Consider the following 24833-nt stretch of genomic DNA (forward strand, 5'->3'; position numbering starts at 1 on the left):
CTGTTATAAGTTCTGGGGTAGCGTCTGCACATGAAGGAGAAGAGCATGGGCACAAAATTTTGGCTATTTCCAAAACAACAGGCTTCCGTCATGCATCGATTGATCAAGGAGCTAAAATAGCACTTCCTGAAATGGCAAAAAAATATGGTTTTCAAATTGATTTTACGGAAAATGCGGCAGATATTAACGCTGCTAATCTTGCTAAGTATGATGTTGTCTTTTTTGTCAGCACTACAGGTAACTTTAGCGATTGGGGTTTGACTGATCAACAGAAGCAAGATTTCATGAATTTCATCAAATCTGGTAAAGGCTATGTAGGCGCACATTCGGCTACAGATACCGGGTATGATTGGCAAGAGTATGGTGACTTAACAGGCGCGTACTTCAGTAATCATCCATGGACGCAAACAGTCAAGTTCAATGTAGAAGATTCCAATAATCCAGCAACTGCCCACCTGGGTCCATCCTGGACAGCGCTAGAGGAAGTGTACTATTTCAAAGAAAATCCACGGGATAAAGGGAAACATATTCTTTTAAGCTTGGATATGAACAGCAATGGCGTAACGGGAGGGGCGTTCGAAGACCATCCGAATGCTTGGTGTAGCCCGGTTCAAAACGGAAGAATGTTCTATACGGCATTAGGTCATCATCCGGAAACTTGGTTCAATGCAGATTTCCAACAGCATCTTCTCGGCGGTTTGAAATATGCATGGGGAGAGGCTAATGATACGGATTGCGATCAGCCTTCTCCAAAAGGCGGCCTGCAGAAGGTTTCTCTGGTCAAAGGAACTATCGCAAGTCCGGTTGGAATCGATATTTCCAAAAGTGGAGAAATTTTCGTAATCAGCCTTTTCGGTAAAGTTTATACCGTTTCTCAAGAAGGAGATACGAAGGAAATTTTGAACATCCCTACTAACTTGGAGGGTGAACACGGGTTATTGGGTTTGGCCCTTGATCCTGATTTTGAATCCAATCACTACATTTATCTGTATTATACAAATCCGGTGAAAACAGCAGAGGGTAAACTGATTAACAATGTTTCTCGTTTTACATACGAGAATGGGGTAATTAGTGCAAATACAGAAAAGAACTTGTTAAAAGAAACGTCCGATGTGACCTGCTGCCATCAAGCTGGCTACCTTAAATTCGGGCCGGATGGCAAGCTGTATTTAACGATAGGGGATAACAACTCACCTACACAAGGGCCACAAACCCGTTCCATTCAGACATCTCAGAACTTGGATGATATGCGTGGAAAGATTCTTCGTTTCAACAAAGACGGTTCCGCACCGAACGATAACCCCTTCTTTACAGGTCAAGGCGGTGCAAGAGATTACGTCTATGCTTGGGGCTTCCGTAACCCATATCGTATTTCTTTTGACACCACAAAAGGAAATGGTAAAACCATCATCTACGAAGGAGATGTTGGTCCCGACGGTACCTTTGCTGGCGGAAGTAACGGCGACTACGATGAATTTAATGCGATAACCGCTCCTGGTCAAAACTTTGGTTGGCCTTATGGGATTGGTGATAAGTTTTATAACAAAAAAGACTATGTTGGAGCCAATAATTTAAATGAAATCAATGATACTTTATATGCAGAGAAATTTGCGACAACGAAAAAACCGATTGCTTTCTACTCGTATACCAATGATCCAATTTGGGGGCAAGGCGGAAGAACGGCGCTGGCTGGTCCCGTTTATGACTACACAGGACCAAACGCAATTCCTGGATTAAAAGGAAAGTTTTTAGCTTATGATTTTACCCGCAATTGGGTTAAAGCGGTTACAACAGATGACAATGGGGCAATTGTCAAAGTAGAAGATTTCTTATCCGGAATGCTTGCTCCGATTGATATGAAATTGGGTCCGGACGGTGCCTTGTATATTGCCGAGTTCGGAAAATCATGGGAATCTGATGGAGACGATGGTATCTCCAAGGTATTCTACGGCCAATTGAACAGAAATCCTGTTATCAAAGCGAAAGTAAGCGCTGTATCAGGAAAAACACCGTTAACAGTTAATTTTGATACAACGGGAACTACGGATCTGGACGGCCATACGATTGCTTTTGCATGGAATTTCGGAGATGGAAGCACATCTCATGATGCAAATCCGTCTCACACGTACTCGGTCAACGGAAACTATGATGTAACATTGACGGTTACCAATGGAACCGGGAAATTCTCCGTGTGGAACACAAAGATTAGCGCGGGTAACACCGCTCCTGTAGTGAAAATCACTTCTCCTGCTACCGGAAGTTTCTTTACGAATGGCGAGACGATCACAGCAACAGCTTACGCCACGGATGAAGAAGACGGACTGATTGCTTGCGATAAGATCCAGTGGTCTGTCAACCTCCTTCATGACGCTCACTACCATCCGTTCCCAGGAACAACCGGATGTACGCCAACATTAACATTATTTGATGATGGACATGGGCCGGAAGCTAGGATTGCTTGGAATATCGCTGCGACAGTGACCGATAATGGCGGACCAGGAACAACGCCATTAAGCAGTTCAGCTTCCATTACCTTTAAGAATAAGCGTCTTCATGCTGCCGACTTTGCTGCAACTGGGGGTAACGCGCCGACTTCACCTGCGGATCAAGGCGTCAAAACAGAGGATACTCAAGATATGTACGGCGGCAAAAATGTCGGGTTCACAGATGCCAATGACTGGCTCTTGTTTAAAGATATTGACATGTCAACGATTAAAAAGATGTATTTCCGTATGGCATCTAACTCGGAGAATCTGAACATGGAAGTTCATTTGGATAGCCCAACTGGTGAAAAAGTCGCTGCCGTCAAGGAGACTACAACGAAAGGCTGGCAAAACTGGAAAACATTTAGCAGTGATGTCACGCATGCTCCACATAACGTAATGAAGAATGCTCTAAGCATTACAAATAACGTTTATGGCCAGTCCGAAAATAATGGAACCATAACCAATAACGTGTATGCCAAGCCTATGCTTGCTAATCTGCCCGCGATTGCTAGTGACTTTCATGATGTGTACTTTGTCTTCCCGCAGGGTGCAAATAATATTAACTGGATTCAATTTGCATCTGCTGGAGATGCAGCACCTACGGAAGGCGATGTTTGTAACAACAACTGTACCGGCACTGGTGGCAACCCGACCTATGATACGAAAGGCGCATTAAGTCGTACGAACTGGGTAGCGAAGGCTAGCCATGGCGAGAACTTTAATACCAACGGTACTCCGCCAGATGATCCGAAAAGCTGCTTGAAATGCGCTTTCGACGGCGAATTGTTCTCCCGTTGGAGTACAGGAACGGTCATGAAAGCCGACATGTGGTATCAAGTTGATCTTGGGGCTGATACGAATATTTCCCGTGTGCTTGTAGACTTCGGATCTCTGTGGACTACCGCACAGCAAGCCAAACATCTGGACTATTTCCGTGGATACCAAATTCAAGTATCTACAGATGCTGTGAACTGGACAACAGTGGCAGCAGCGGATACGAATACTGCTTATGTCGTTGACAAAACCTTCGGCGAAGTAAAAGCACGCTATGTAAGAATTGTGAATACGAAAGACGATACGACGAATGCCTGGTATGCATCCATCCATGAGCTGTATGTGTTCCCAGCAGCTGCACCAGGTAAAAACTGGACATTTACAACCTTCCCAAGAGGTGGTGGAAACGATACTAGCAATCCTTCCGACGTGAAAAATGTCATCGACGGCAAGATGAACACGCGCTGGGATACTGGCGAATTCCAAAAACCAGGTGAATGGTTCCAAGTCAATATGGGAGCAGTAAGCACGATTAACGAGGTGATCCTTGATGCATCGGGTCATACCCAAGACTATCCACGCGGGTATATCATTGAAGTTTCGAGTGATGGTCAAAATTGGAAGAAGGTAGCTGAGAAAGCTAACAATACAGACGTGAAAGTCGTTGCAACCTTCAGCCCGGTGAATGCCCAATACGTGAAGATCACTCAAACAGGTTCATCTACCGCTAATTATTGGTCTATCGACGAACTGGATATCAAAGTATCAGATCAACCGGTTGTTGAACTGGATGCTGTCCTGACTTCGGATACGGCAGGTAAAATTTTGTCAGCAGGGGATGAAGTGAAGGTTACGGTATCTGCTAAAGATGCTAAGAATCTGTTTGCGTCCAAATTGATGCTCACTTACGACACAAGCAAGCTTGAGTATGTAAGCAGTGCCCTCAACAGCCAGTTTGGTAAAGAGGGAGATACAGCTGTTCTTGTCCGCAAGGAAGAAACCGGTAAGCTTTCTATGGTCTTGACCGCTCTTGGAGATTTCCAAGGCTTCAACGGCAGTGTAGGTTTGGTTGACATTACGTTTAAACTTAAGGCAGACGGGGCCGCAACCCTGAGCAAGGGAAGCGATTTCTCCGATGTTAACGGTAAATTGATCCAATTGAAAAAGGATAAGACGATTGCATTTGTTCTAAGCAACCCTGATGTAGACAATGACGGTAATTTGACTGTTGCTGACCTTGTTGCAGTAGCTAAAGCATTTGGTAAAACATCGTTCGATCCGCGATACGATTTGAATCATGACGGAGTTGTCAATATCGTAGATATTGCTTTTGTAGCTAGAAAATTGCTTGAGCTTTAAGATGTAGGCTCAACTCTCAAGAAAAGAAGTGCCCTGATACCAGTCCCATTACGGGACTGGTATCCCATTCATCATTCTTTGAACAAAAAACGGAGGATAAACGATGAGAATAGCCTTTTCTAAAAGGATCATTATAACGTTAAGTGCGGTAGTGCTGATAACTTGTATATTCTCAACCGGCAGAGCTAACGTAAACCTTGTGTATGCTGAGGAAGCAGGTCAAATGTCTCAGATTAAGCTAGGCACATTAGGCACTTCTTTTAAGGTGAAGGACAACATTACGGTACCTATCATGGCACTCGATACGAAAGAGCTTATGGGTCTGCAATTTTCCATTAAATATGATCCGGGAATCTTTGACTTTATGGAAGGGGATACGGTACTTTCCAGCGGCTTTTACAGTGTCGATGCGAACAGTAATATACTGATTGATGAACAAAACGGCATTCTTAAATATGCGCTAATCAAGAATCAAATTCCTGGCAAGGATACCATACCCCAAATCAAGATAGCAGATTTACATTTCAAAGCTCTGAAGGCTGCTGATTCCACGTCGATCAAGATAGATGAAATTACTGCTACTACAGGCTATGCACAAATTCCAACAAATTCACAGGATACCAAGCAGACCAAGATAAATGACGACAACGGTAATGGCCCCGTAGACACGGAAAAACCAGTTGTTCTCATACAATCCAGCAATGCGACGAATAGCCCGACTTATGTATTAAAAGGTACCGTAACGGATAATGATCCGAAGGTATCGCTAACCATTAATGGTGCACCGGTAACATTAAACAATAGCACCTTCGAGAAAAGCTTCACCCTTACGGAAGGGGCTAATTCTTTTACCTTGATTGCTGCAGATAGTGCCGGTAATAAACAAGAGAATACGTTTGTGGTCACTTATACAAAGTCGGGAAGCGGCGGCGGTGGAGGCAGCACGGGAACTGGTACGGGCAGTGGCAATGGTACCGTGAATTCACAAGATCCCGAATTTGTATCCGTACAAATTGTTGCTGCAACAGGCGGAACCATTCAACTGGGAACAAAGGTTAAGGTCGTTATTCCAGCCCATGCGTTAAAAGAGGATGCCAAGATCACGATCCGACGCCTTGCTGATCTTGATAAGACCAGTGAGGGCGAGCGAGTCTTACAAATTGGAAGCCATATTTACGAAATCACGACAACCGGCGATAAAAATTTGAATAAACCAATGACCCTGTCATTAACGCCAGATCCGAATAAAATCAAAAACGGGAAAGAACCGGCGATTTATTACTATCAGGAAGACAGAAAGCAATGGATCTATCTTGGCGAACAAGATCATCATGCAATAGGAGAAATGTCTACCGAAATCGTTCATTTTGCGAAATTTGCCGTATTTACCGATGAGACTATCGTGAAATTGAACGATGTAAACAACCACTGGGCGGCTGTATTCATTGATCGTTTGGTAGGAATGAAAGTGATAAATGGCTATGAAGATCAAACCTTCAGACCGGAAAACAATGTGACGAGGGCTGAATTTACAAGCATGATAGTATCAGCGCTAGGCTTGGCCGTTGGAAAAGACGCATCCCCTTCTTTTGCGGATACAGACCAAATTCCAAGCTGGGCCAAGGGATATGTGAAAGCGGCTGTTGATGCTGGAATCATCGAGGGACGTGCCGGAGCAGACGGCGGTACTTATTTTGATGCCGATGCTCTTATCACACGCGCAGAAATGGCGGTAATGATTACAAGAGTGCTGCATACAACACCATCGGGTTCAGCCTTAAGCTTTACGGACGCGAACGATATTCCAGATTGGGCAAAATCGAGCATCGCGCATTTGGTGAAGGAAGAAATCATTAACGGCTTTGAGGACAACACCTTCCGTTCAAATGCCAATGCTACACGGTCCCAGGCAGCATCGATGATCTATAAGCTGTTGGTTGAATTAGGAATTTAATTCAAACTAAGATTCTGTATCCCTCTTCAAGTGTGAAGAGGGATGAGAATCTTTAATGAGGAGCATAGCGGATGAGTAAAAATTCGACCCGGGTCGTGATCACCCTCCTTTTGTTTGTTGCATTCAGTACGGTCTTAATGTTCAGCTCGTTTCAACCGATGATGCTGGCGGAGGAAGCTCACACGAAAAAAATATCCTTATATGCTACTGATGGGTATGTCCCTCTGCCTGATGGAAGTCAAATGTACATTTGGGGGTATTCTTTAGAAAATAAGAAAGGCAGTGCCGTTTATCCGGCGCCAACGATCGAAGTAGAGGAGGGAGATCATGTTGAAATTAACCTCACGAACCTTGGACCTTCGAAGGCGGGGATTCTTCCTGTAGCGCACACCATCCACTCCCATGGATTGGACACGGACCAAATGAACGACGGGGTTCCGCATACCTCCGCACCGGTTTTAGTGGGGCAAAGCTTTACTTACCACTTTAAAGCAAATCATGCGGGCACTTATTTTTATCATTGTCACGTAGATACGGTTGAGCATTTGCAGATGGGGATGACAGGAGCTCTTATTGTTAAAGCAAGTCATGGGGCCAAGCAAGTGTGGACGGGAGGACCGTCCTACAATAAAGAAGTCGTGTATCATTTGAACGAGATTGATCAGTCTTGGCATGATGCGGTTGAACAAAGAAAGTTGTATGACCGGACTGTGTTTAAACCGAATTTTTGGACGATGAATGGTGAATTCCAGTCCAGTCATGCGGGCTCTTCGATTCGCGCGCTTGCCGGAGAGACTTATTTGATCCGACTGATTAACTCAGGATATGAAAAACGTACCTTTCATATGAACGGGCGTACTTTTCAAGTTGTAGCATCAGATGGCAGACCTTTAAAGCAAGCCGTGGATAAGCAATCTATCACTTTGGCATCAGCAGAACGCTACGATATTCTGGTCAAGTTTGATCAGGCAGGCATCTATCCGGCCCAGTTCGATGGACAGACGAAATAAATGTGACAGGAATTTTTGATGGAGGTGACTGCGATGATTCGTATTGCATCGATAAGATTGGGGTTTATATTCATCGCTTTATTTACACTATTCGTTGTAACAACCACGGTAGCTCATGCTGGAACGGTTAAGAAGATCCAACTGTACGCTACGGACGGCAATAAGACATTAGCGGATGGGAATCAGGTTTATATATGGGGTTACAGTCTCCAAAACAAGCCAGGTACAGCCGTTTTCCCAGGACCCAAGATTGAAGTGGAGGAAGGGGATAGCGTCGAGGTCACTGTAACGAATATTGGCCCACAAAAAGGCGGGGCTGATTTCCAAGTTCATACGCTGTATGTAGTTGGCGTGGATGATCAAGCCAAGGCTAGTCCAGCGCTGTCTGTTGGCCAAAGTGATACCCGGCTGATTCATGCTGATCAAGCAGGTTCCCATTTCTACTATTCTTATGATCCCGATAAATATGGGTTGCAAATGGGATTGAATGGACCTTTTATTGTGAAAGCAAAGGGCTCGGTCAACCAAGCGTGGACACATGGACCGCGTTATGATAAAGAGTATGTATTTCACATGAATGAACTTGATCCAGATTGGCACAAGGCCGTAGAGGGCGGCAAGGTGTATGATCGTCAAAAGTTTCATCCTCGCTTTTGGACGATTAATGGAAAGTCATTTCCTGATGTGGAGAACGATCCAGCTTCCATGGTTCATGGCCGAGTAGGGGAGAAAATTTTGGTTCGCTTGATTAACCCAGGATTCGATGAACATCCGATGCACCTTCATGGACATCATTTTCAGGTCATTGCAGAGAATGGCGTGCCGTTACCTGTGCCCATCGATAAGGACACCGTGGCTGTGGATCCAGGGGAAACCAAGGACATCCTCATTGTGTTTGACCAAAGCGGCCACTTTCCATTTCATAGTCACAAGATTCTGGATAATACGAATGATGGGGTTTATCCAGGCGGTTTACATACGATGACGCATATTGAAGAGGCAGGAAATGCGAACAGTGGCATGATTGCCTTCCAAGTTGGTAGTATGCATGCGATGGTGAATGGTGATCACGTCATGCTGGATACAGCTCCATTTCAGTTGAAAGGGGAGACTTATCTACCTTTCGAGTTGATCGCCGATCAATTCGGCGGCACCTTACAGGCGCTCGCGGAGGATCGCAGCATTACCTATAAGACGGAAAATACCGAGATGGCGTTATGGCTCATTCAAAAACAAGCCATTATGAATGGACAGCAAATCGAGCTGCCTGCTCCACTCTTGCAGGTCGAAGGAAAAGCGATGGTTCCGCTAAGTGCCATTTCAACCCTTTTATGCCCAAAGGTGAGTACAGACAGTTCCATGGGAACGATCACGATTGAGTATCAAACTGGACAGGAATGTCAGAGCCCTGAGCATGATGGGACTTCGCCTGTTGTAACGGCTGATCCGGTTGGAGCAACGTATCCAACTGCCCAAACCGTGACCTTAACGATTACGGATAACGACCCGGATGCCAAAATCTACTATACCGTGGATGGCTCCGCACCTTCGAAAGCATCTGCTTTATACACAACGCCGATTGGGATTGATAAGGATACGACTTTGAAATTTATTGGCATCGATACTTCAGGTAATACAAGCGATGTTAAAACTGAAAGCTATACGATAAAGCCTGTGCCTGAGGTTGTGGTCGATGTCTTAAACGACAGGTTCTCTTCGGCGCAAATCACAGTGAAGAAGGGCACGAAAGTTACATGGGTGCTGAAGAGTTCGATGATGCATACCGTTACCGCTTACGACATGTCATTTAACGGTACCATAGATCCGAATGGTGAAACGAGATTCAGTTATACTTTTACAGATGTCGGAACTTTTGGTTACTTTTGCATGCTGCATCCGTTTATGACGGGTTCTGTGGTCGTCGAACAATAACAGGGAAGGAGGGGACGATGAGTGAATAAGTGGAAAAGTGTATGTTTTCTGCTAGTATGTTCCGTCTTGGTCGGGCTAACCAATGAGGCTTACGCCAGCGGAAAAACGGTTTCGTTTGCTGATGTTAATTTGGAAGCCGCCGTGAGGGACAAATTGAATAAGTCTGCAGGGGATATCACAGATGATGATATGGAAGGATTGACGGACCTCGATGCGTCGAACAGAGGGATTAAGGATATAAGCGGAATTGAATATGCCATTCATCTGAAGACACTAATCCTGAATAACAATCAAATCGCAAGTATGGATGCATTCAGCAAGCTGGTTGACTTAAAGTCACTTTGGTTGATGAACAATCACATTACCTGGTTGAGCGACGTCAGCGCTTTAAGCCATCTTGAACATCTGTATTTGGCTAATAATCAAATTGACAGCTTGGCTGGATTAGAACCTTTGCTCCAATTAAAAGAGCTGAATGTAGCCGGAAACCAAATTCATGAGCTTTCGCCATTAACTGCGCTGAACAAGCTGGAATCACTCAATGTGGAAGATAACAAAATTACGGACATTTCAGGGATGGAGTCGTTAGGAAAACTGCAATGGCTTTCATTAGCGTACAATCCGGTAACCCATCTTTCACCCATTGGTGAATTAGCTCAACTGCAATATATCAATCAACGAGGCTTTGCCGTCTCATCGGATTCAAATGAGTTGCTCAAGCAATTGAAGAACCAGGGTGTAATTGTGGAGCGTGCGTTAGTGATCCCTGCCGGCGCCTATCTGTATGATGTGAATCAAGATGCTGTCTCCGATATGAATGATGTTAACGATATGATTAATTATTATCTGGATATTAACGATATGAGAAATCGCCATGCGGAATTGAAAGTCACGGGTAATGAGATCGATGCTGCGCAAATTGACGGAACCGCGTACATCTATGATATCAACCGAGATGGCGTGTTCGATAAGCAGGATATCCAAGATTTGATTCATTTTTATTTGAATTTGAATGATGCGAAAAGCAAGCATGTTGAATTTAAACTAATCGTTAAATGAAACGATGGGAGAGGAAGGGAACATTCCACATGAACCAGTTAAGGAAAATCGTGTTAGTGTCGCTTATTTTTCTTCTCTCGTTTTCCAGTCTATCCTTAGCTGCCCCCCATACAATCTCCGATGCAAATGGACATATCGTCGTGGAGGGGTTGCGGCAAGGGAATCAGGTGAAGCTGTCATTGTCCTATCAGAACCTTAGCGCGGATTTTACCGGATTTCAGGCAGAAATTCAGCTTCCGGAGCAGCTGGATGAGAAGAGCGGGATATTTAACGCGGATAACACGGTCATCCAATCCAGCGCGGCAGACAATTATGATACCACGACAAACTTGTATAAGCTGGTCGTCTTAAGTCCGGAGCTCTCCTCGCAGCCCCAAGGAAGAAGCGGGAAAATCGGAGATATCACTTTTCATTATAAAGCAGGTCAAGAAAGAGATGAGCTCAGCTTTATGCTGAAGAGCATTCGCGTATACGGCGGATGGAATCCAATCATCTCCAAGCAAAATGAGGAGTTTCAAATGTCCGGCTCTGTACCTTCCGAGGAGCTTCAACTCTTTATTGACAAGAACACTGAGCTCGCGGAGCCTGGTGAAGTATTCAGTCTGGTTATTAAGGCAGAGGCAGATGACCTTTATGGGTTTGACATTTATTTGGATTACAATCCAGCGCTTGTACAGTTGGAAGGATCGCCGAATCTGCATGGAGATTTTGGGGTTCTGAACCATACGGCTTCGCTATTCTATAGTGACCAAGATGGGAAAATGAGAATCATTGGTACTCGATTAGCTGTTGAACAAGGGGTAAACGGTAAAGTCGGCTTAGTTGAACTGAAATTTAAAGCGAAAGACGGGCATGGCTTATCGCGCTTTGTCATCGGTCAGGGTAGCAAGTTTTCCGACTCAAACGGCGGCATCCAAAGCCCAGCAGCAGATTATGCGGGCAGTGTTGCTCTTGCCAACCCGGATATCAATGGGGATGGCCATCTGGCTGTTAATGATCTGATTCGGATCGCTCAAGCGAACGGTAAAGCTTCCGCCGACAGCGGATTTGATGAGCGCCTTGACATGAATCTGGATGGCAAAATCAATGTTTTGGATATTGCCTATGTGGCTTATAAATTATTGAAATAGCGGGAGGCTTTTATTGAAATGGCAAGAAAAACATTTTGGTTCATGACGGGCGCTATAGCGCTGCTGGTTGCAGTTGTCGGTATAGGGCAATGGAAAGGTATAGAAACGACATGGGCTGATTCACAAATAAACGGCCCTAATGAAATTACAGGAAGCAGCAGTGAAGCGATCGCTGAATTAAAGCGCGTTATTCATTCTGACGATCAAAACTTTGTGTACTTGTATAAATCAAATTGCGGGCACTGCACCAAGCTAGAGCCCGTCATTTCAGCTGCTGCCGAGAAAAAGGGCGTTAAGCTGTATCGTTTTAATTTGACGAATTATGGCGGCGCACTGGACTTGAAAAATGAAAAGGGATTGCCGCTTGTCCATTTCTATAAGGAGCTTCCTGCCGTAGCGTATTACAATAAAGGCTGGCTAATCGCATGGATTGAAGGCGATGAGAGCGACAAGAAATACGAGGAGTTCTATGAACATTTCCAGTTTGGAGATGACGATGGACATGATAATGGGAAAGGACACAAACATGGGGATGGGCATGAACACGCGGATATGAAATGAGAATCAACCATTCAATCTCATTGTCGTGATTTTTGTGACGAAACTTGGAATAAATTGCCGGATCCCTCTCCTTTTGATACAATATGTATCAAAAGGAGAGGGATCCCCGAAAGTTTCGAGTTCTATATTTTACGTTAATGGATTGGATCATAAGCTTGTGGTGCTGTGGGAATTGAAAAAATTACAAAAGGAGTGGGGAAATCCAAATCAGATGGAGACCATTTTTTTAGATAAACCTCGCTTCCTATCAGCCGTACAAGTTCGTTCTGAGCACTTGGCAGAGTATTCTTTTTCTTCCAACCCACACACAGAAATCTTTTTACTTCAAGAAGGGCGTGGTGAGCTTTATAATGGCGGCCAAATGCAATCGATTCTTGAAGGGGATTTACTTGTCATTCATCCGGACACGGAATATGGTATGCGACCAACTACGGGTACATCCTTTCGGGGTATATTAATTTCGATTTCTGGGGTATTCATTTCAGGCTTGCCGGAAGGTCGGTTGCTTGATCAGGATGCGCTGCCGTTATTAAGAATGGAGACAGAGTTCGACAACTTTAATCGATTTTTTTCGGATATCTATAAGGAAGCATGCACACCTGCAATAGGGTCTTCGGAGATTATCGCTTCTTTGCTTCAAACCTTTCTCATTATGCTATTTCGATTTACGGACCACAGACCGCGTTCGACATCGATTTCTATTCCACAAATTGTAAAGGCTTACATTGAAGAAAATTATGTCAGGGATCTCTCCTTAAATGATTTAGCAAGCGTTGTTTATGTAAGCCCGTATCATTTGGCTCATTTATTTAAAGTGGAAATCGGCATTTCACCTATCCAATATTTGATTAAATGCAGAATTGATAAAGCGAAAAGATTGCTAACGGGGACGACTCTTTCCGTACAGGATATCTCCTTGCAGGTCGGGTACCCGAATTCTAATTATTTTAATCTCCTGTTTAAGAAAACAACGGGCGAATCACCCGGGAAGTTTAGAAAGCAATCCTAGCCCAACCTTCGGTGGCTTACTCTCTGATAATTGGGCTAGGGTGGTGAGAGCAAGATGAATATAGAGGATGTGGATGGATGCTCCTGGATATGCAAAATATTAACAAGTCATTTTTTGGGGTTAAAGTACTGGATGGCGTTAATTTTCATCTGGGGCATGGAGAAGTGCATGCGTTGATTGGCGGCAACGGAGCCGGCAAATCGACATTGGTGAAAATGATTTCTGGCTTTCATCAACCCGATGAAGGCGAAATTAGCATCGAGGGTAAACGGGTTCATATAAACTCGTCCATTGAAGCGCAGCAATTAGGTGTGTCGATCATTTATCAGGATCCAGCGCTCGTTCAAGACATGAGTATTGCTGAGAACATATTCCTGGGTGTGGAGCCGAGAGTTTTTGGACTATTTGCTAACCATCGCAAGATGAAAAGGGATGCAAAGGTCATTATGAAGTCGTTAGGCTATATTCATCACCCTGGCACTCTGGTCCGCCATCTATCGCTTAGCGAGCAGCATGCTGTTGCGATCGCAAAAGCAATTTCAAAGCGTGCGCGCATTTTAATTATGGATGAACCTACGGCAAGCTTAACGGATATGGAAAGAGAACGTTTATTTCTACTGATCCGTTCTTTTAAGGAAGAAGGCATTGGCATTATCTATATTACACACCGCTTGGAGGAGCTGCACAACATCTGTGATCGGATTACCATTCTACGTGATGGTAAACACGTGATTACGCGCGATTTGAAAGGATTAGGCGAGAATGATGTTATTCGGTTTATGCTTGGCAGAGAGCTGAAATATTTATTCCCACAGGTCACGCATGAGAAAGGAAAAGAGCTTCTCAGTGTGAAGGGGCTTACCCGCAAGCCCTGGTTTAATAATATACAATTTCAGCTGTATGAGGGAGAAATTCTTGGATTTGCCGGTTTGGTCGGTTCGGGAAGAACAGAGCTCGCGAAGACGATTTTCGGAGAGCTAAAAAGGGATTCCGGCGAGGTGATCTGGAAGGGAAAGGAAGTTCGTTTTCGTGGCCCGCGCGAAGCGATCCAGCATCGTTTTGGTTTCGTGAATCGGGATCGATTAGGTAAAGGATTGTTTCCGGATATGAATATTTCCCAAAACTTGACCATATCAGGTCTGGATCATTTACATAAATGGCAGTTTCTTCTGTTTAAAGAGGAGCAAGACAAAGCTCTGGATGCGATCCTTCAATTGAGCATCAACATCCAAGGGCCGGACCAGAAGGTAAAGTACCTTAGCGGCGGAAATCAGCAAAAGGTTACCCTAGGCAGATGGCTGGTTGCGGATTGTGACTTATACTTCCTGGACGAACCTACCCAAAGTATTGACGTAGGCGCTAAAACCGAAATGTATGCCTCTATCCATGATCTTGTGGAAGCAGGCAAAGGAATGATCATCATTTCCTCGGATTTATCAGAGCTGCTCGGCATCTGTACTCGTATTTTAGTCATGCATGAAGGCCATATTGTGGATGAAATGACGCGTATGGAAGCAACGGAGGAAAGAATTACCCAATCAGCATCAGGGATGACAGGTACACCTAGATCGGAGGCACAAGAAATTGAATAAGAGATACGGCTTGCCTTTGAGAGTTAATCAACCGGGACTGGCCTGGAGGTTCATACAGAAGAACCATGTCTTTCTCATTATCGTCGTTTTTTTTGTTATCGCTTCTGTGACGAGTGATTACTTCCTTTCCTGGGAAAATCTGATGAACCTGTTTCGTCAGGCATCGGTTGTCGGCATGATTGCGCTCGGCGTCCATTTCGTTATTTTACTAGGTATGGTCGACTTTTCAGTAGGTTCGATTCTAGTCTTCTCGGGATCCATCATTATGGTTTTACAAGGTATTGATGGATTTGGCATTTGGTTATCCAGTATTGCAGGTGTTATAGCGGGAATGCTTCTTGGTCTCTTGAACGGGGTGATTGTCGTCTATGGGAAGGTCCCTTCTTTTATTACGACCTTAGGGATGATGTTTGCCGTTCGATCCATTTCACTTTGGTACGCTTCCGGCGGTGCCCTGCAAGGCAAGTATAGCCAGTATACATCTCTAGGACATGGCTATACATTAGGGATTCCAAATATTTTATTCCCGCTTATTCTTGCCGCGATTTTGGCCCATATCGTGTTAACACGCACCCTATTGGGCAGGTACATTTATGCGGTTGGCAACAATCGGATTGCAGCCTTTTTATCCGGTACACCTATGCACTGGGTGACGATCATAGCCTTTGGCATTAGCGGATTGGCGGCAGGAGTCGGAGCTATTCTGGAGACCTCAAGGCTGAACTCCATTTCTACGTCATCCTCAGCAACTACCTATGAGTTGGATGTGATTGCAGCCATTGTGATTGGTGGCGCCAATTTATCGGGCGGAAAAGGGACAATCTGGGGCACCGCTTGCGGTGTGCTCATTCTAAGTATGATTAGCAACTACATGAATCTTGAAAATGTGTCGCCTTATCTACAAGGCATTCTTAAGGGCATCCTCATGCTGGCCGTCTTGTACAAGCAAAAGAAAATGGATTAGAAACGCCTGTGATTCCGCAGGAAAGTGAAGTTTTAACATCGTTTTATTCATTGTTGCCAAGGTTCAAAACCTCTATCATCAAAGTATGGATGGTGAGAAGAGGAGGAGAAACATGGGATGCTGGTAATGAAAAATATTAGTAAAACTTTCAATGGCATGAGCGCGCTTGATAACGTGAATTTGGTGTTAAAACGGGGCGAAGTTCTCGCATTAGTGGGAGAGAATGGCGCAGGCAAATCTACCCTGATGAAAATACTCGCGGGCATTCATGAACCGGATGAAGGAGAAATTCTGCTAGATGGAAAACAGGTGAAAATCCATTCACCTACGAGTTCTCAGAAGCTGGGAATCGGTATTATTCATCAGGAATTGAATTTAATCTCTCATATGACGGTTGCAGAGAATGTGTTTTTGGGGAGAGAGCCTCGCAAGTTGGGCGTATTCACGGATAAGGAAAGCATGGTAGCTGAAACGCGGCAGCTCCTGGAAAGCTTTCATTTGGACCTGGACCCCAACGCAAAGATTCATTCATTAAGTATAGGTCAACAACAAATTGTTGAAATTGTGAAAGCGTTATCACTTGACGCAAGCATCCTCATTATGGATGAACCCACAGCCGTACTTGAGGAAAGAGAAAGCGCCCGGCTATTTGAACTGATCCGCAAGTTTAAAGCAAGAGGCACCTCCATTATCTATATCTCGCATCGCTTGAACGAGTTGCGCCTGTTCTGTGACACCGTAACCGTTATGCGCGATGGACAGAATGTAGCGGCATTACCGATGTCAGAACTAACCGAACGTTCGATAGCTAATCTCATGGTAGGCCGTGAATTGAATGAATTGTTCCCATCCAAAGCTTCTAAATTCGGTGAAGAAGTATTGAAGGTAGAGAATTTGTCACTTAAGCCTTATTTCAATAATGTGAATTTCAGCGTACGCAAAGGTGAAGTTGTAGGCTTCTCGGGGCTGGTTGGCGCAGGTAGAACGGAATTGGCGCGTACTTTATTCGGCGATTGGAAGCCGGACACGGGAAGGATGTATTGGAAAGGAAAACAGGTCCATTTGCGTAATCCCGTAGACGCGGTTGCGTTGGGGTTTGGCTTCGCAACAGAGGATAGAAAACAGTCCGGGTTATTTCTAGATATGAGTATTACGCAAAATATTACAATCGCAGTTCCGAAAAAAGTGAGCAAATGGCAGGTGATTAACCGAAAAACCGAGGATCAAACCGTAGACCGGAAGGTGAAGGAATTAAATATTAAAGTAAATAAAGTAACCCAGCCTGTGAAGAGCCTGAGCGGCGGTAATCAGCAAAAAGTAGTCATCGCCAAGTGGTTGGCAACGGACTGTGAACTCTTCATCCTGGATGAGCCGACTCGAGGCATTGATGTAGGAGCCAAGAGTGAAATCTATCATCTCATCTCGCGATTTGCGGCGGAAGGAAAAGCAGTCATTGTCATCTCATCGGAATTACCAGAGCTTCTTGGATTATGTAACCGTATTCTAGTCATGCATCGAGGGACTATTCATGGAGAATTAGATCATACAGAAGCCAATGAACAAAAAATAATGGCATTAGCAGCCGGAATAGCGGAGGGAATGTAGTGGCAAAAGTAGTTGATTTGAGTGCACCCCCCACCTCTAAAAACAGATTTGGGGTAAAAGTAATTTGGGAACAATATAGTGTCATTTTTGCTTTTATTGTTCTTGTTGTGTTGGCCTCTGTTTTAAGTGAGCATTTCCTCAGTGTAGCAAACATTACCAATGTACTAAGACAAATTTCAATCGTAGGCATTATATCTGTAGGCATGACGTTTGTCATTATTTTAGGAGGCATTGATTTATCCGTCGGTTCCATCCTGGCGCTATCCGGTATGGTGATTATGGCTGCACAGGTCACTTACCATCTGCCGATTGGTATCTCGATTTTGCTGGGCTTGGCGATGGGGATTATACTCGGCCTCATTAACGGATTTATGATTACCTATGGCAAAATCACAGCATTTATCGCCACGCTCGCTATGATGACTATTGCGAGGTCACTCGCACTTTATTATGCGGATGCAGGCGCGATATCAGGGATGAATTCAAACTATGCAAAAATTGGTAACGGATATTTACTCGGAATTCCTTATCCTGTGTTGATCTTCGCGTTTATTGTACTCATATCCTTTGTCGTATTAGAAAAGACAGTCTTCGGCAGACATATTTATGCCGTAGGCGGCAACAGACAGTCAGCACGTTTATCGGCAATTTCGGTCATACGTGTGACGATCATTTCTTACATGATTTGTGGATTCACCGCGGCTATTGGTTCGATCATAGAAACCTCACGCTTAAATTCAATTTCGACTTCAAGCTCGGGGAACATGTATGAGTTGGATGCGATAGCTGCTGTAATCATAGGTGGGGCTAGCCTATCCGGAGGGCGGGGCCGCATCATTGGTACATTATTTGGTGTTCTGATCTTAGGTGTTTTGAGTAATGTCATGAATTTGCTTAATATTTCACCCTATCTGCAGGGGGTGGTCAAAGGGCTGATTATTATAGCGGCCGTTATGCTGCAAAAGAAAGAATAGCAAGCTATTCAAAATATATTCTCAGGAGGTCTACTATGTTAAAGAAAAAATGGTTTCATACCGTAGTTGTCATGATTAGCTTAACAGGTGTATTAGCGGGTTGTACGACATCGGATAAAGTGGCATCTACAACAACGGAGCCTGCGGAAAAAGCGACTGAAACGCAGAGTGTGACTGCCGCTGGCGGCGAATATACGTTAGGAATTTCGGTGCCTTCGGCCGACCACGGATGGATGGGCGCTCTCGTAGCGAATGCGAAGGCGGAAGCACAGAAGCACAAAAACGTGAAGCTTATTATGTATACGGCGAGTGATCCTGCTAAGCAGACCTCGGATATTGAGGATTTGATCACGAAAAAAGTCAATGCCATTGTGATGCTGCCAATTGAGTCCGCTGCCTTAACACCAGCTGCTGATAAAATTGCAAAAGCTAACATTCCTTTGATTGTTATTGATCGCGCTGTAAATACAGAAAACTATCGTACGTATATCGGTGGAGATAACTACGGGATTGGTTTCGGGGATGCCAAGTATTTGGTAGCAGAGATGACGAAGCGTAATGGAAAACCAGAAGGAAAAGTGGTTGAAATTTCCGGAGTTCCATCTACGGTTACCGATCTCAGGTCGAAGGGTTTCCGCGATTACCTCAAAGATTACCCTGGTATTCAGATCGTTGCTACGCAGCCAGGTGATTTTACAAGAGAAAAAGCCTTGAAAGCAATGGAAAATATTTTACAGGCAAATGCAAAAATTGATGGCGTTTACTCACAAGACGATGATATGACGATTGGTATCGTTCAAGCTATTCGTGACGCGAAGCGTGATAAGGAAATGTTTATTGTAAGCTCAGGCGGTGAGAAAGAAATTTATCAAATGATGAAGGAAAAACAAAAGCCTGATGTGATTGTATCCTTAACTTATTCACCGACGATGAGCGGTTCAGCTGTCAATCTGGCTGTTAAGTTGTTAGAGGGTAAAGGTGTCGATGGCTTCTGGGAGAAAAGCATTCCTCATCACATCATTCTGGATGCCGCTCCAGTTACACCGGCAAATGTTGACCAATATTATAAAGCAGATGCAAACTACTAAAATTTGCAGGAGAGTGTTTCTATGAAATTGGGCGTATTTGCAGTACTGTATGGCGAGAAAACGCTCGAGTCAGCTCTTGATCTTGTTCAAAAGGCTGGATTGCAAACGGTAGAAATCGGTACAGGGGGATATGTGGGCAAAGCCCACATATCGCCTTCCGAGGTTTTACGCGATGCAGGCAAGATCGCTGACTTGAAACAAATGGTGGAGCAGCGCGGTCTATCGATTAGCGCTTTAAGCTGTCATGGAAATCCGCTTCATCCGAATGCAGCCATCGCGGCTGAGCATCATGAAGATTTTCAAAATACCGTGCGTCTAGCAGAAGCTTTAGGTGTTGAAACGGTCATCACTTTCTCAGGATGTCCAGGTGATTCAGACACGTCCCAAAGTCCATCGTGGGTCACTTGTCCATGGCCGCCTGACTTTTTACAAGTACTGGACTGGCAGTGGTCGCAGAAAACAATTCCCTATTGGCGTGAGCAATCCGCCTTCTGCAGGCAGCATGGCGTTCGCGTAGCGATTGAGGCGCATCCAGGCTTCGTCGTATACAACACAGAGACGGCTTTGCGGCTTCGTCAAGAAACCGGAGATAATATCGGCGTTAACTTTGATCCTTCCCATTTATTTTGGCAGGGGATGGACCCTGAAGAGTGCATTAAGAAGCTCGGAAAATCAATCTACCATGTGCATGCCAAAGACACGAGGATCGATGCGCGCAATACTTCGTTAAATGGTGTCCTTGATGTAAAGCCTTACAGCAATGAGCTTGAACGTTCATGGATTTTCCGTACGATTGGCTATGGGAACGATATGAACGTGTGGAAAGGAATCATCAGCACGCTGCGCAAGGTAGGCTATGACGGAGCGATTAGCATTGAGCACGAGGATAGCTTAATGTCGACCGATGAAGGCTTCAAGAAGGCTGCGGATTTCCTGAAAGGGATCATCATTGGTGAACAAGCAGGTGAAATGTGGTGGGCTTAAAACCGGTGATCAATGTGGGGATGGTTGGCTACAAATTTATGGGCAAGGCTCACAGCCATGCTTATAAGGATGTAGGCATGTTCTTTGAACTTGATGCAGATGTTTCTATGCAAGCCATCTGCGGTCGCGATATAGACGGCGTACAGGCTGCAGCTGAAAAATTCGGATGGTCTAGCTATGAAACCGATTGGCAGCGCTTAATCAATAGGGATGACATTGATTTAATTGATGTAAATGCTCCAAGCAATGCACATAAAGAGATTGTACTCGGGGCTGTTAAGGCCGGTAAGCATGTATTCTGCGAGAAGCCGCTGGCCTTGACGCTTGCTGATGCTAGAGAGATGCTGCAAGCAGCAGAGCAGTCGGGTGTCAAGCATGCGATTTGCTTCAATTATCGTTTCCTGCCTGCCGTACAGTTGGCCAAACAAATCCTTACGGAAGGCCAAATTGGGGATATCCATCATTACAGAGCAACCTATTTGCAGGATTGGTTGGCAGATCCTGACTTTCCATTAGCATGGCGCCTCAATAAAGAGGTCGCCGGTTCCGGATCGCATGGGGATTTAAATGCCCATTGTATTGATTTAGCTCGTTTCCTGATCGGCGATTTTGAACGCGTAGTCGGCCACAGCAAAACGTTCGTACATAAGCGTCCAATCCCCGCATCAAGCCAGGGTCTTACAGCCGTAGCATCGGATGAGATGGGGGATGTCACTGTGGATGATGCAACGTCATTCTTGGCTGAATTTAAGAATGGCGCGATGGGGACATTCGAAGCAACTCGCTTTGCATATGGTCGAAAAAATTACCAAACCTTTGAAATATACGGCAGTAAAGGCGCCTTGCGATTTAATTTGGAACGACTCAATGAATTGGAAGTTTACTTTAAAGACGATCCGCCGCACCTTCAAGGATACCGTACGATTCTTGTAACAGAAGGCGTACATCCCTATACCGCCAATTGGTGGCCGCCAGGTCACACGATCGGGTATGAGCATGCATTCATTCATTTGGTGTATGAATACATTCAAAGCATCGTGAATGGTTCTGATTTTGCACCTAATTTCTATGATGGTGTGCAGTGTCAGCAAGTGTTGGAAGCCGTGGATCAATCCATTGAGAAAGGCGCATGGGTACTCGTTGAGGACGTATAAAACGGGAAAATACCAGCATTCAATTACATTCGTCGTTATATGAAAATCGAGACGCTTCCGCGGCCAAACGTTTTTTTAAGAAAGCGTTGCCTTCAACACACAATCAATCGCGGAAATCGAAGTCATGCATATGCTAAGAAAAGGGCAGGTCGAATGCATTCATTCGTCTGTCCTTTTTTCGGTTGAATGTATCAACAAATTATTATTTGATGCCGAACAAAAAGATTTTCTTTTAAAGCGACCCTCAACAATTGGCGACCAATACGTCCAAATCCAAAAATGCCTATTCCACCCATCGTTATCCTCCTATATATAATGTTTAAACCTCATTGTTGATATCATGGTTAAACTCTACCAAATGTATTCAGATGTCATTAGGTTAAGGGTGGCAACTTAAGATTTTAGAATAAAAAATGGATGTTTATCAACAAGCAGGAGAAAAATAAGGTTTAAGCTTATTTAAGGAGGCATTTTAATGTCTAAACAAACGACTGGTATTCATCATATTCGATGGTATTACTCCTGAAGAAGCCATAAAAGGTTTCGGAGGGGCCGTTCTTTTTAGTGTAAATTTTGGGGAATTGGTGGGTCTGGTACGGTCCATCATATTGCCTGGCGTGCGAATGATTATGATGATCATGATGAGTGGCAAAAGGAAGTTACACGCAAAGGATTCCAACCAACACAAATCATTGACCGTCAATATTTTAATGCCATCTACTTCCGGGAAAAAGGCGGAATTCTTTTTTGAAATCGCGACGAAGGTATTGAGATGCGAGAGTGAAGAAAGTATCTCATTGCTCCTTTTTATTTTGAGGAATATATCTTAAAATGATCTTATTAAAAACTGGGGAAGCTAAGTGATAATTTTGGAGTCATAAGGAGGACGACTTAAATGAATACGTTTTCGAGAAAATTTTTGTTGTCATACATGCCGATCTTCCTTCTGACGATAACAGTGCTGATTTTCATGTCATTTCTTGTTGTGAACGATCTTTCTAGAAGTGAAACTTCTAAAGCCAATCATATCTCAACAAGTTATTTAGTGGACACCGTTGATCGTACGATGAGTGACATGGAGATGAAGGTTTTACAAGAACTGGAGCTGGAGAACTCCTATGACAATTTTCTTTATCCATCCGGTGATTCGAACGAGCGCTTTTATGATGTCGTCAACAACATGAATACCTTAGTCAAAAACTACAGCTTAATTGATTCTATTTATATTTATCGCAAGCAAGGTAACATTGTACTTACTCAGAGCGGTCTGGTCGAGCTTAACGCTTTCGCTGATGCGGACTTCCTTCGCAAAAGGCTGCAGGAGCCCGAAAGTCGCGCTTGGAGTAAGGTCCGCGAGTATCCGGCAGCAAATGGGCAGAATCCGGTGTCGGTAATCTCTCTCACCCGATCATTGCCAATTCCATTTGGCCAGGATGGGCTAATGGTTGTCAATGTCAGCACGTACCGATTGGAAAGAATGATCAGCGGCCTCATCAGCGGGAACGTTTCTTATCTCGACGTCTATGATGAAAGCGGTAACCAAGTGTTTGAATTTTTGGGCAATGGCTATTTAAAGAAGGGTAAAGTGCTCACGACCATTCATGCAGAACACCTGAACTGGACCTTCCAAAGCGGTATTCAGGCCGGTCAGCTTTTTTCCTGGGTATCCTTGATTTCCTATATATGGATTGTAATTGGAATCGCTACCATTATTGGAGCAATGTTGTATCTCTTTTACGTTACAAGGCGAAATTATCGGCCTATTACGATGATGATGAACCGGTTGCAATTCCTCCAACTTCAGAATAATAACCCTAAGCTCTCTTCGAAGGACGACCTTGCCGTAATCAGTTATGCATTGGAGAATCTGATTGAACAGACGACCGATTATGAGAAGGAGCGCCAGAATAATGAACGTGTCCTTCGCAGACAACTATTCCGTGATTTAATTGAGGGGGAACGCGCGGGGGACCTAAGCGAACGTATTAAGAGCATGCAGCCTTTTGGCCAGGGTATCACCCCTAGCGGATTCACTGTTTTTATCGTCGAGTTTAATCGCTATGGTCAATTTCAACAGAATTTCTCCCCCTCTGATCAAAATATTCTCAAATTCGCCGTGATGAACGTATTGAACGAAATCATTAATGACCATCACATGAGCGGCTGGCTGGAGTGGATAAGCAGTGATAAATTAGGAACCATCGTTTGTTTTAAAGAGGATACTCCTGACAATACTATTCTTAGAACCGTTGGTGAAAAGTGCCATGATTGGATCAATGAACATCTGCGTATCTCATTAACGATGGGAATAGGATCAGTCGTGAAGAAACCGGAAGAGATCCATTCTTCGTATCAGGCTGCCAACTCTGCCCTTCATCATAAGCTCTCTCTTGGGCAGGAGGCCGTTGTGATGAGCGATGATCTGCCCGGACAATCACACTATCACAGATATCAATATTTTCAGTCCATGTCCCAATTCGTTCGTGAATTCCGATTGGCGGGGGATGGCTGGCGGATAAGATTGGATGCGATTTTTCAGTCTTTTATCAATGACAATATAAGAAATGAAGAAATTCACTTGCAACTTGAGACCTTGATGAAGATACTGGAGCGAGAAGTTGGAGAGTTGTCGGAGAACTTGGCAAGCAAGTTCAAAGGGAAGCTGTGGGAGGAGATGTGGACTTCCCTCATACAGGCCTCCAGTCTTCATGAAGTTCAGAGAATCGTATCGGATTGGTTGACGGAATTATTCCAGACTTATGTATCGGTGAACGAATCTAAAAGTTATAGAGCCTTGATTGAGGAAATCAAAAAGTACATTGAGAACAATTATTCCAACCCAGATCTTTCGTTGAAGCATCTGAGTGACCGGTTTCAAATTTCCGGAAAGTATGCCAGCTACTTATTCAAAGAAGAATTCAATACGAAATTCGTTGATTTTCTTGTACATCTCCGGATGAATCGTGCGGAGTCGTTGCTCGAGAACACCAACGATACGATCCAGGATATTGCCATGAATGTGGGATATGCCAACGCCATTACTTTCGGCAGGGTTTTCAAGAAAGTTGTTGGTGTGACGCCTGGTGATTTCCGCAAGTTGAAAAATACAGTGATAAAGTAATAAGATGCTTATTTCCCAGAATGTTTGTTTATTCTGAGCGGAATAAGCTTTTTTTGACCAGCGTGAGCCATTTTGGT

The 24833-nt window shown here is 44.3% G+C and carries 16 protein-coding genes and 1 pseudogene; all 17 read left to right on the forward strand.

Going from position 1 to position 24833, the window contains the following annotated elements; all coding sequences use genetic code 11:
* Nucleotides 1-59 precede the first annotated feature (59 nt).
* The 17 genes and pseudogenes from LOZ80_RS04005 (at nucleotide 60) to LOZ80_RS04085 (ending at nucleotide 24756) form a co-directional block, all read left to right on the forward strand.
* A complete protein-coding gene (locus LOZ80_RS04005) occupies nucleotides 60-4619 on the forward strand; it encodes a ThuA domain-containing protein (RefSeq protein ID WP_238170206.1) in 4560 nt (1519 codons plus the stop codon).
* Nucleotides 4620-4842: 223 nt separating this feature from the next.
* Nucleotides 4843-6573, forward strand: a complete 1731-nt coding sequence (locus LOZ80_RS04010; protein WP_238170207.1) for an S-layer homology domain-containing protein — start codon at nucleotides 4843-4845, stop codon at nucleotides 6571-6573.
* 71 nt (nucleotides 6574-6644) lie between these two features.
* Nucleotides 6645-7583, forward strand: a complete 939-nt coding sequence (locus LOZ80_RS04015) for a multicopper oxidase family protein (RefSeq protein ID WP_238170208.1) — start codon at nucleotides 6645-6647, stop codon at nucleotides 7581-7583.
* A gap of 33 nt (nucleotides 7584-7616) precedes the next feature.
* Entirely contained in the window at nucleotides 7617-9515 is a 1899-nt protein-coding gene (locus LOZ80_RS04020; RefSeq protein ID WP_238170209.1) for a chitobiase/beta-hexosaminidase C-terminal domain-containing protein, read from the forward strand.
* Nucleotides 9516-9536: 21 nt separating this feature from the next.
* Entirely contained in the window at nucleotides 9537-10574 is a 1038-nt protein-coding gene (locus LOZ80_RS04025; protein ID WP_238170210.1) for a leucine-rich repeat domain-containing protein, read from the forward strand.
* Between the two features lie 29 nt (nucleotides 10575-10603).
* Complete coding sequence (locus LOZ80_RS04030; protein WP_238170211.1) at nucleotides 10604-11704, forward strand: cohesin domain-containing protein; 1101 nt, start codon at nucleotides 10604-10606, stop codon at nucleotides 11702-11704.
* A gap of 18 nt (nucleotides 11705-11722) precedes the next feature.
* Nucleotides 11723-12265, forward strand: a complete 543-nt coding sequence (locus tag LOZ80_RS04035; RefSeq protein WP_238170212.1) for a thioredoxin family protein — start codon at nucleotides 11723-11725, stop codon at nucleotides 12263-12265.
* A 172-nt stretch (nucleotides 12266-12437) separates the two neighbouring features.
* Nucleotides 12438-13274 carry a helix-turn-helix transcriptional regulator gene (locus tag LOZ80_RS04040; protein ID WP_238170213.1) on the forward strand — a complete coding sequence of 279 codons (837 nt, stop codon included), beginning with the start codon at nucleotides 12438-12440 and terminating at the stop codon, nucleotides 13272-13274.
* Nucleotides 13275-13363: 89 nt separating this feature from the next.
* Entirely contained in the window at nucleotides 13364-14866 is a 1503-nt protein-coding gene (locus tag LOZ80_RS04045) for a sugar ABC transporter ATP-binding protein (protein WP_238170214.1), read from the forward strand.
* Nucleotides 14859-15830, forward strand: coding sequence for an ABC transporter permease (locus LOZ80_RS04050; protein WP_238170215.1), 972 nt, complete (start codon nucleotides 14859-14861; stop codon nucleotides 15828-15830). The genes LOZ80_RS04045 and LOZ80_RS04050 overlap by 8 nt, the downstream gene beginning before the upstream one ends.
* Before the next feature lie 117 nt (nucleotides 15831-15947).
* The gene (locus tag LOZ80_RS04055) at nucleotides 15948-17435 is read left to right on the forward strand and encodes a sugar ABC transporter ATP-binding protein (protein WP_238170216.1); all 1488 of its coding nucleotides are present in this window, start codon (nucleotides 15948-15950) and stop codon (nucleotides 17433-17435) included.
* The gene (locus LOZ80_RS04060) at nucleotides 17435-18409 is read left to right on the forward strand and encodes an ABC transporter permease (protein WP_238170217.1); all 975 of its coding nucleotides are present in this window, start codon (nucleotides 17435-17437) and stop codon (nucleotides 18407-18409) included. The genes LOZ80_RS04055 and LOZ80_RS04060 overlap by 1 nt, the downstream gene beginning before the upstream one ends.
* Before the next feature lie 35 nt (nucleotides 18410-18444).
* Nucleotides 18445-19497, forward strand: a complete 1053-nt coding sequence (locus tag LOZ80_RS04065) for a substrate-binding domain-containing protein (RefSeq protein WP_238170218.1) — start codon at nucleotides 18445-18447, stop codon at nucleotides 19495-19497.
* Between the two features lie 21 nt (nucleotides 19498-19518).
* Nucleotides 19519-20481, forward strand: coding sequence for a sugar phosphate isomerase/epimerase family protein (locus LOZ80_RS04070; RefSeq protein ID WP_238170219.1), 963 nt, complete (start codon nucleotides 19519-19521; stop codon nucleotides 20479-20481).
* Between the two features lie 20 nt (nucleotides 20482-20501).
* Nucleotides 20502-21635, forward strand: coding sequence for a Gfo/Idh/MocA family protein (locus tag LOZ80_RS04075; RefSeq protein WP_238172892.1), 1134 nt, complete (start codon nucleotides 20502-20504; stop codon nucleotides 21633-21635).
* A 506-nt stretch (nucleotides 21636-22141) separates the two neighbouring features.
* Nucleotides 22142-22383: pseudogene (locus tag LOZ80_RS04080) on the forward strand (VOC family protein); the annotation flags it as partial.
* A 147-nt stretch (nucleotides 22384-22530) separates the two neighbouring features.
* Complete coding sequence (locus LOZ80_RS04085) at nucleotides 22531-24756, forward strand: helix-turn-helix domain-containing protein (protein ID WP_238170220.1); 2226 nt, start codon at nucleotides 22531-22533, stop codon at nucleotides 24754-24756.
* Nucleotides 24757-24833: the final 77 nt, after the last annotated feature.

It is taken from the genome of Paenibacillus sp. HWE-109, assembly GCF_022163125.1.
Lineage (GTDB): Bacteria > Bacillota > Bacilli > Paenibacillales > NBRC-103111 > Paenibacillus_E.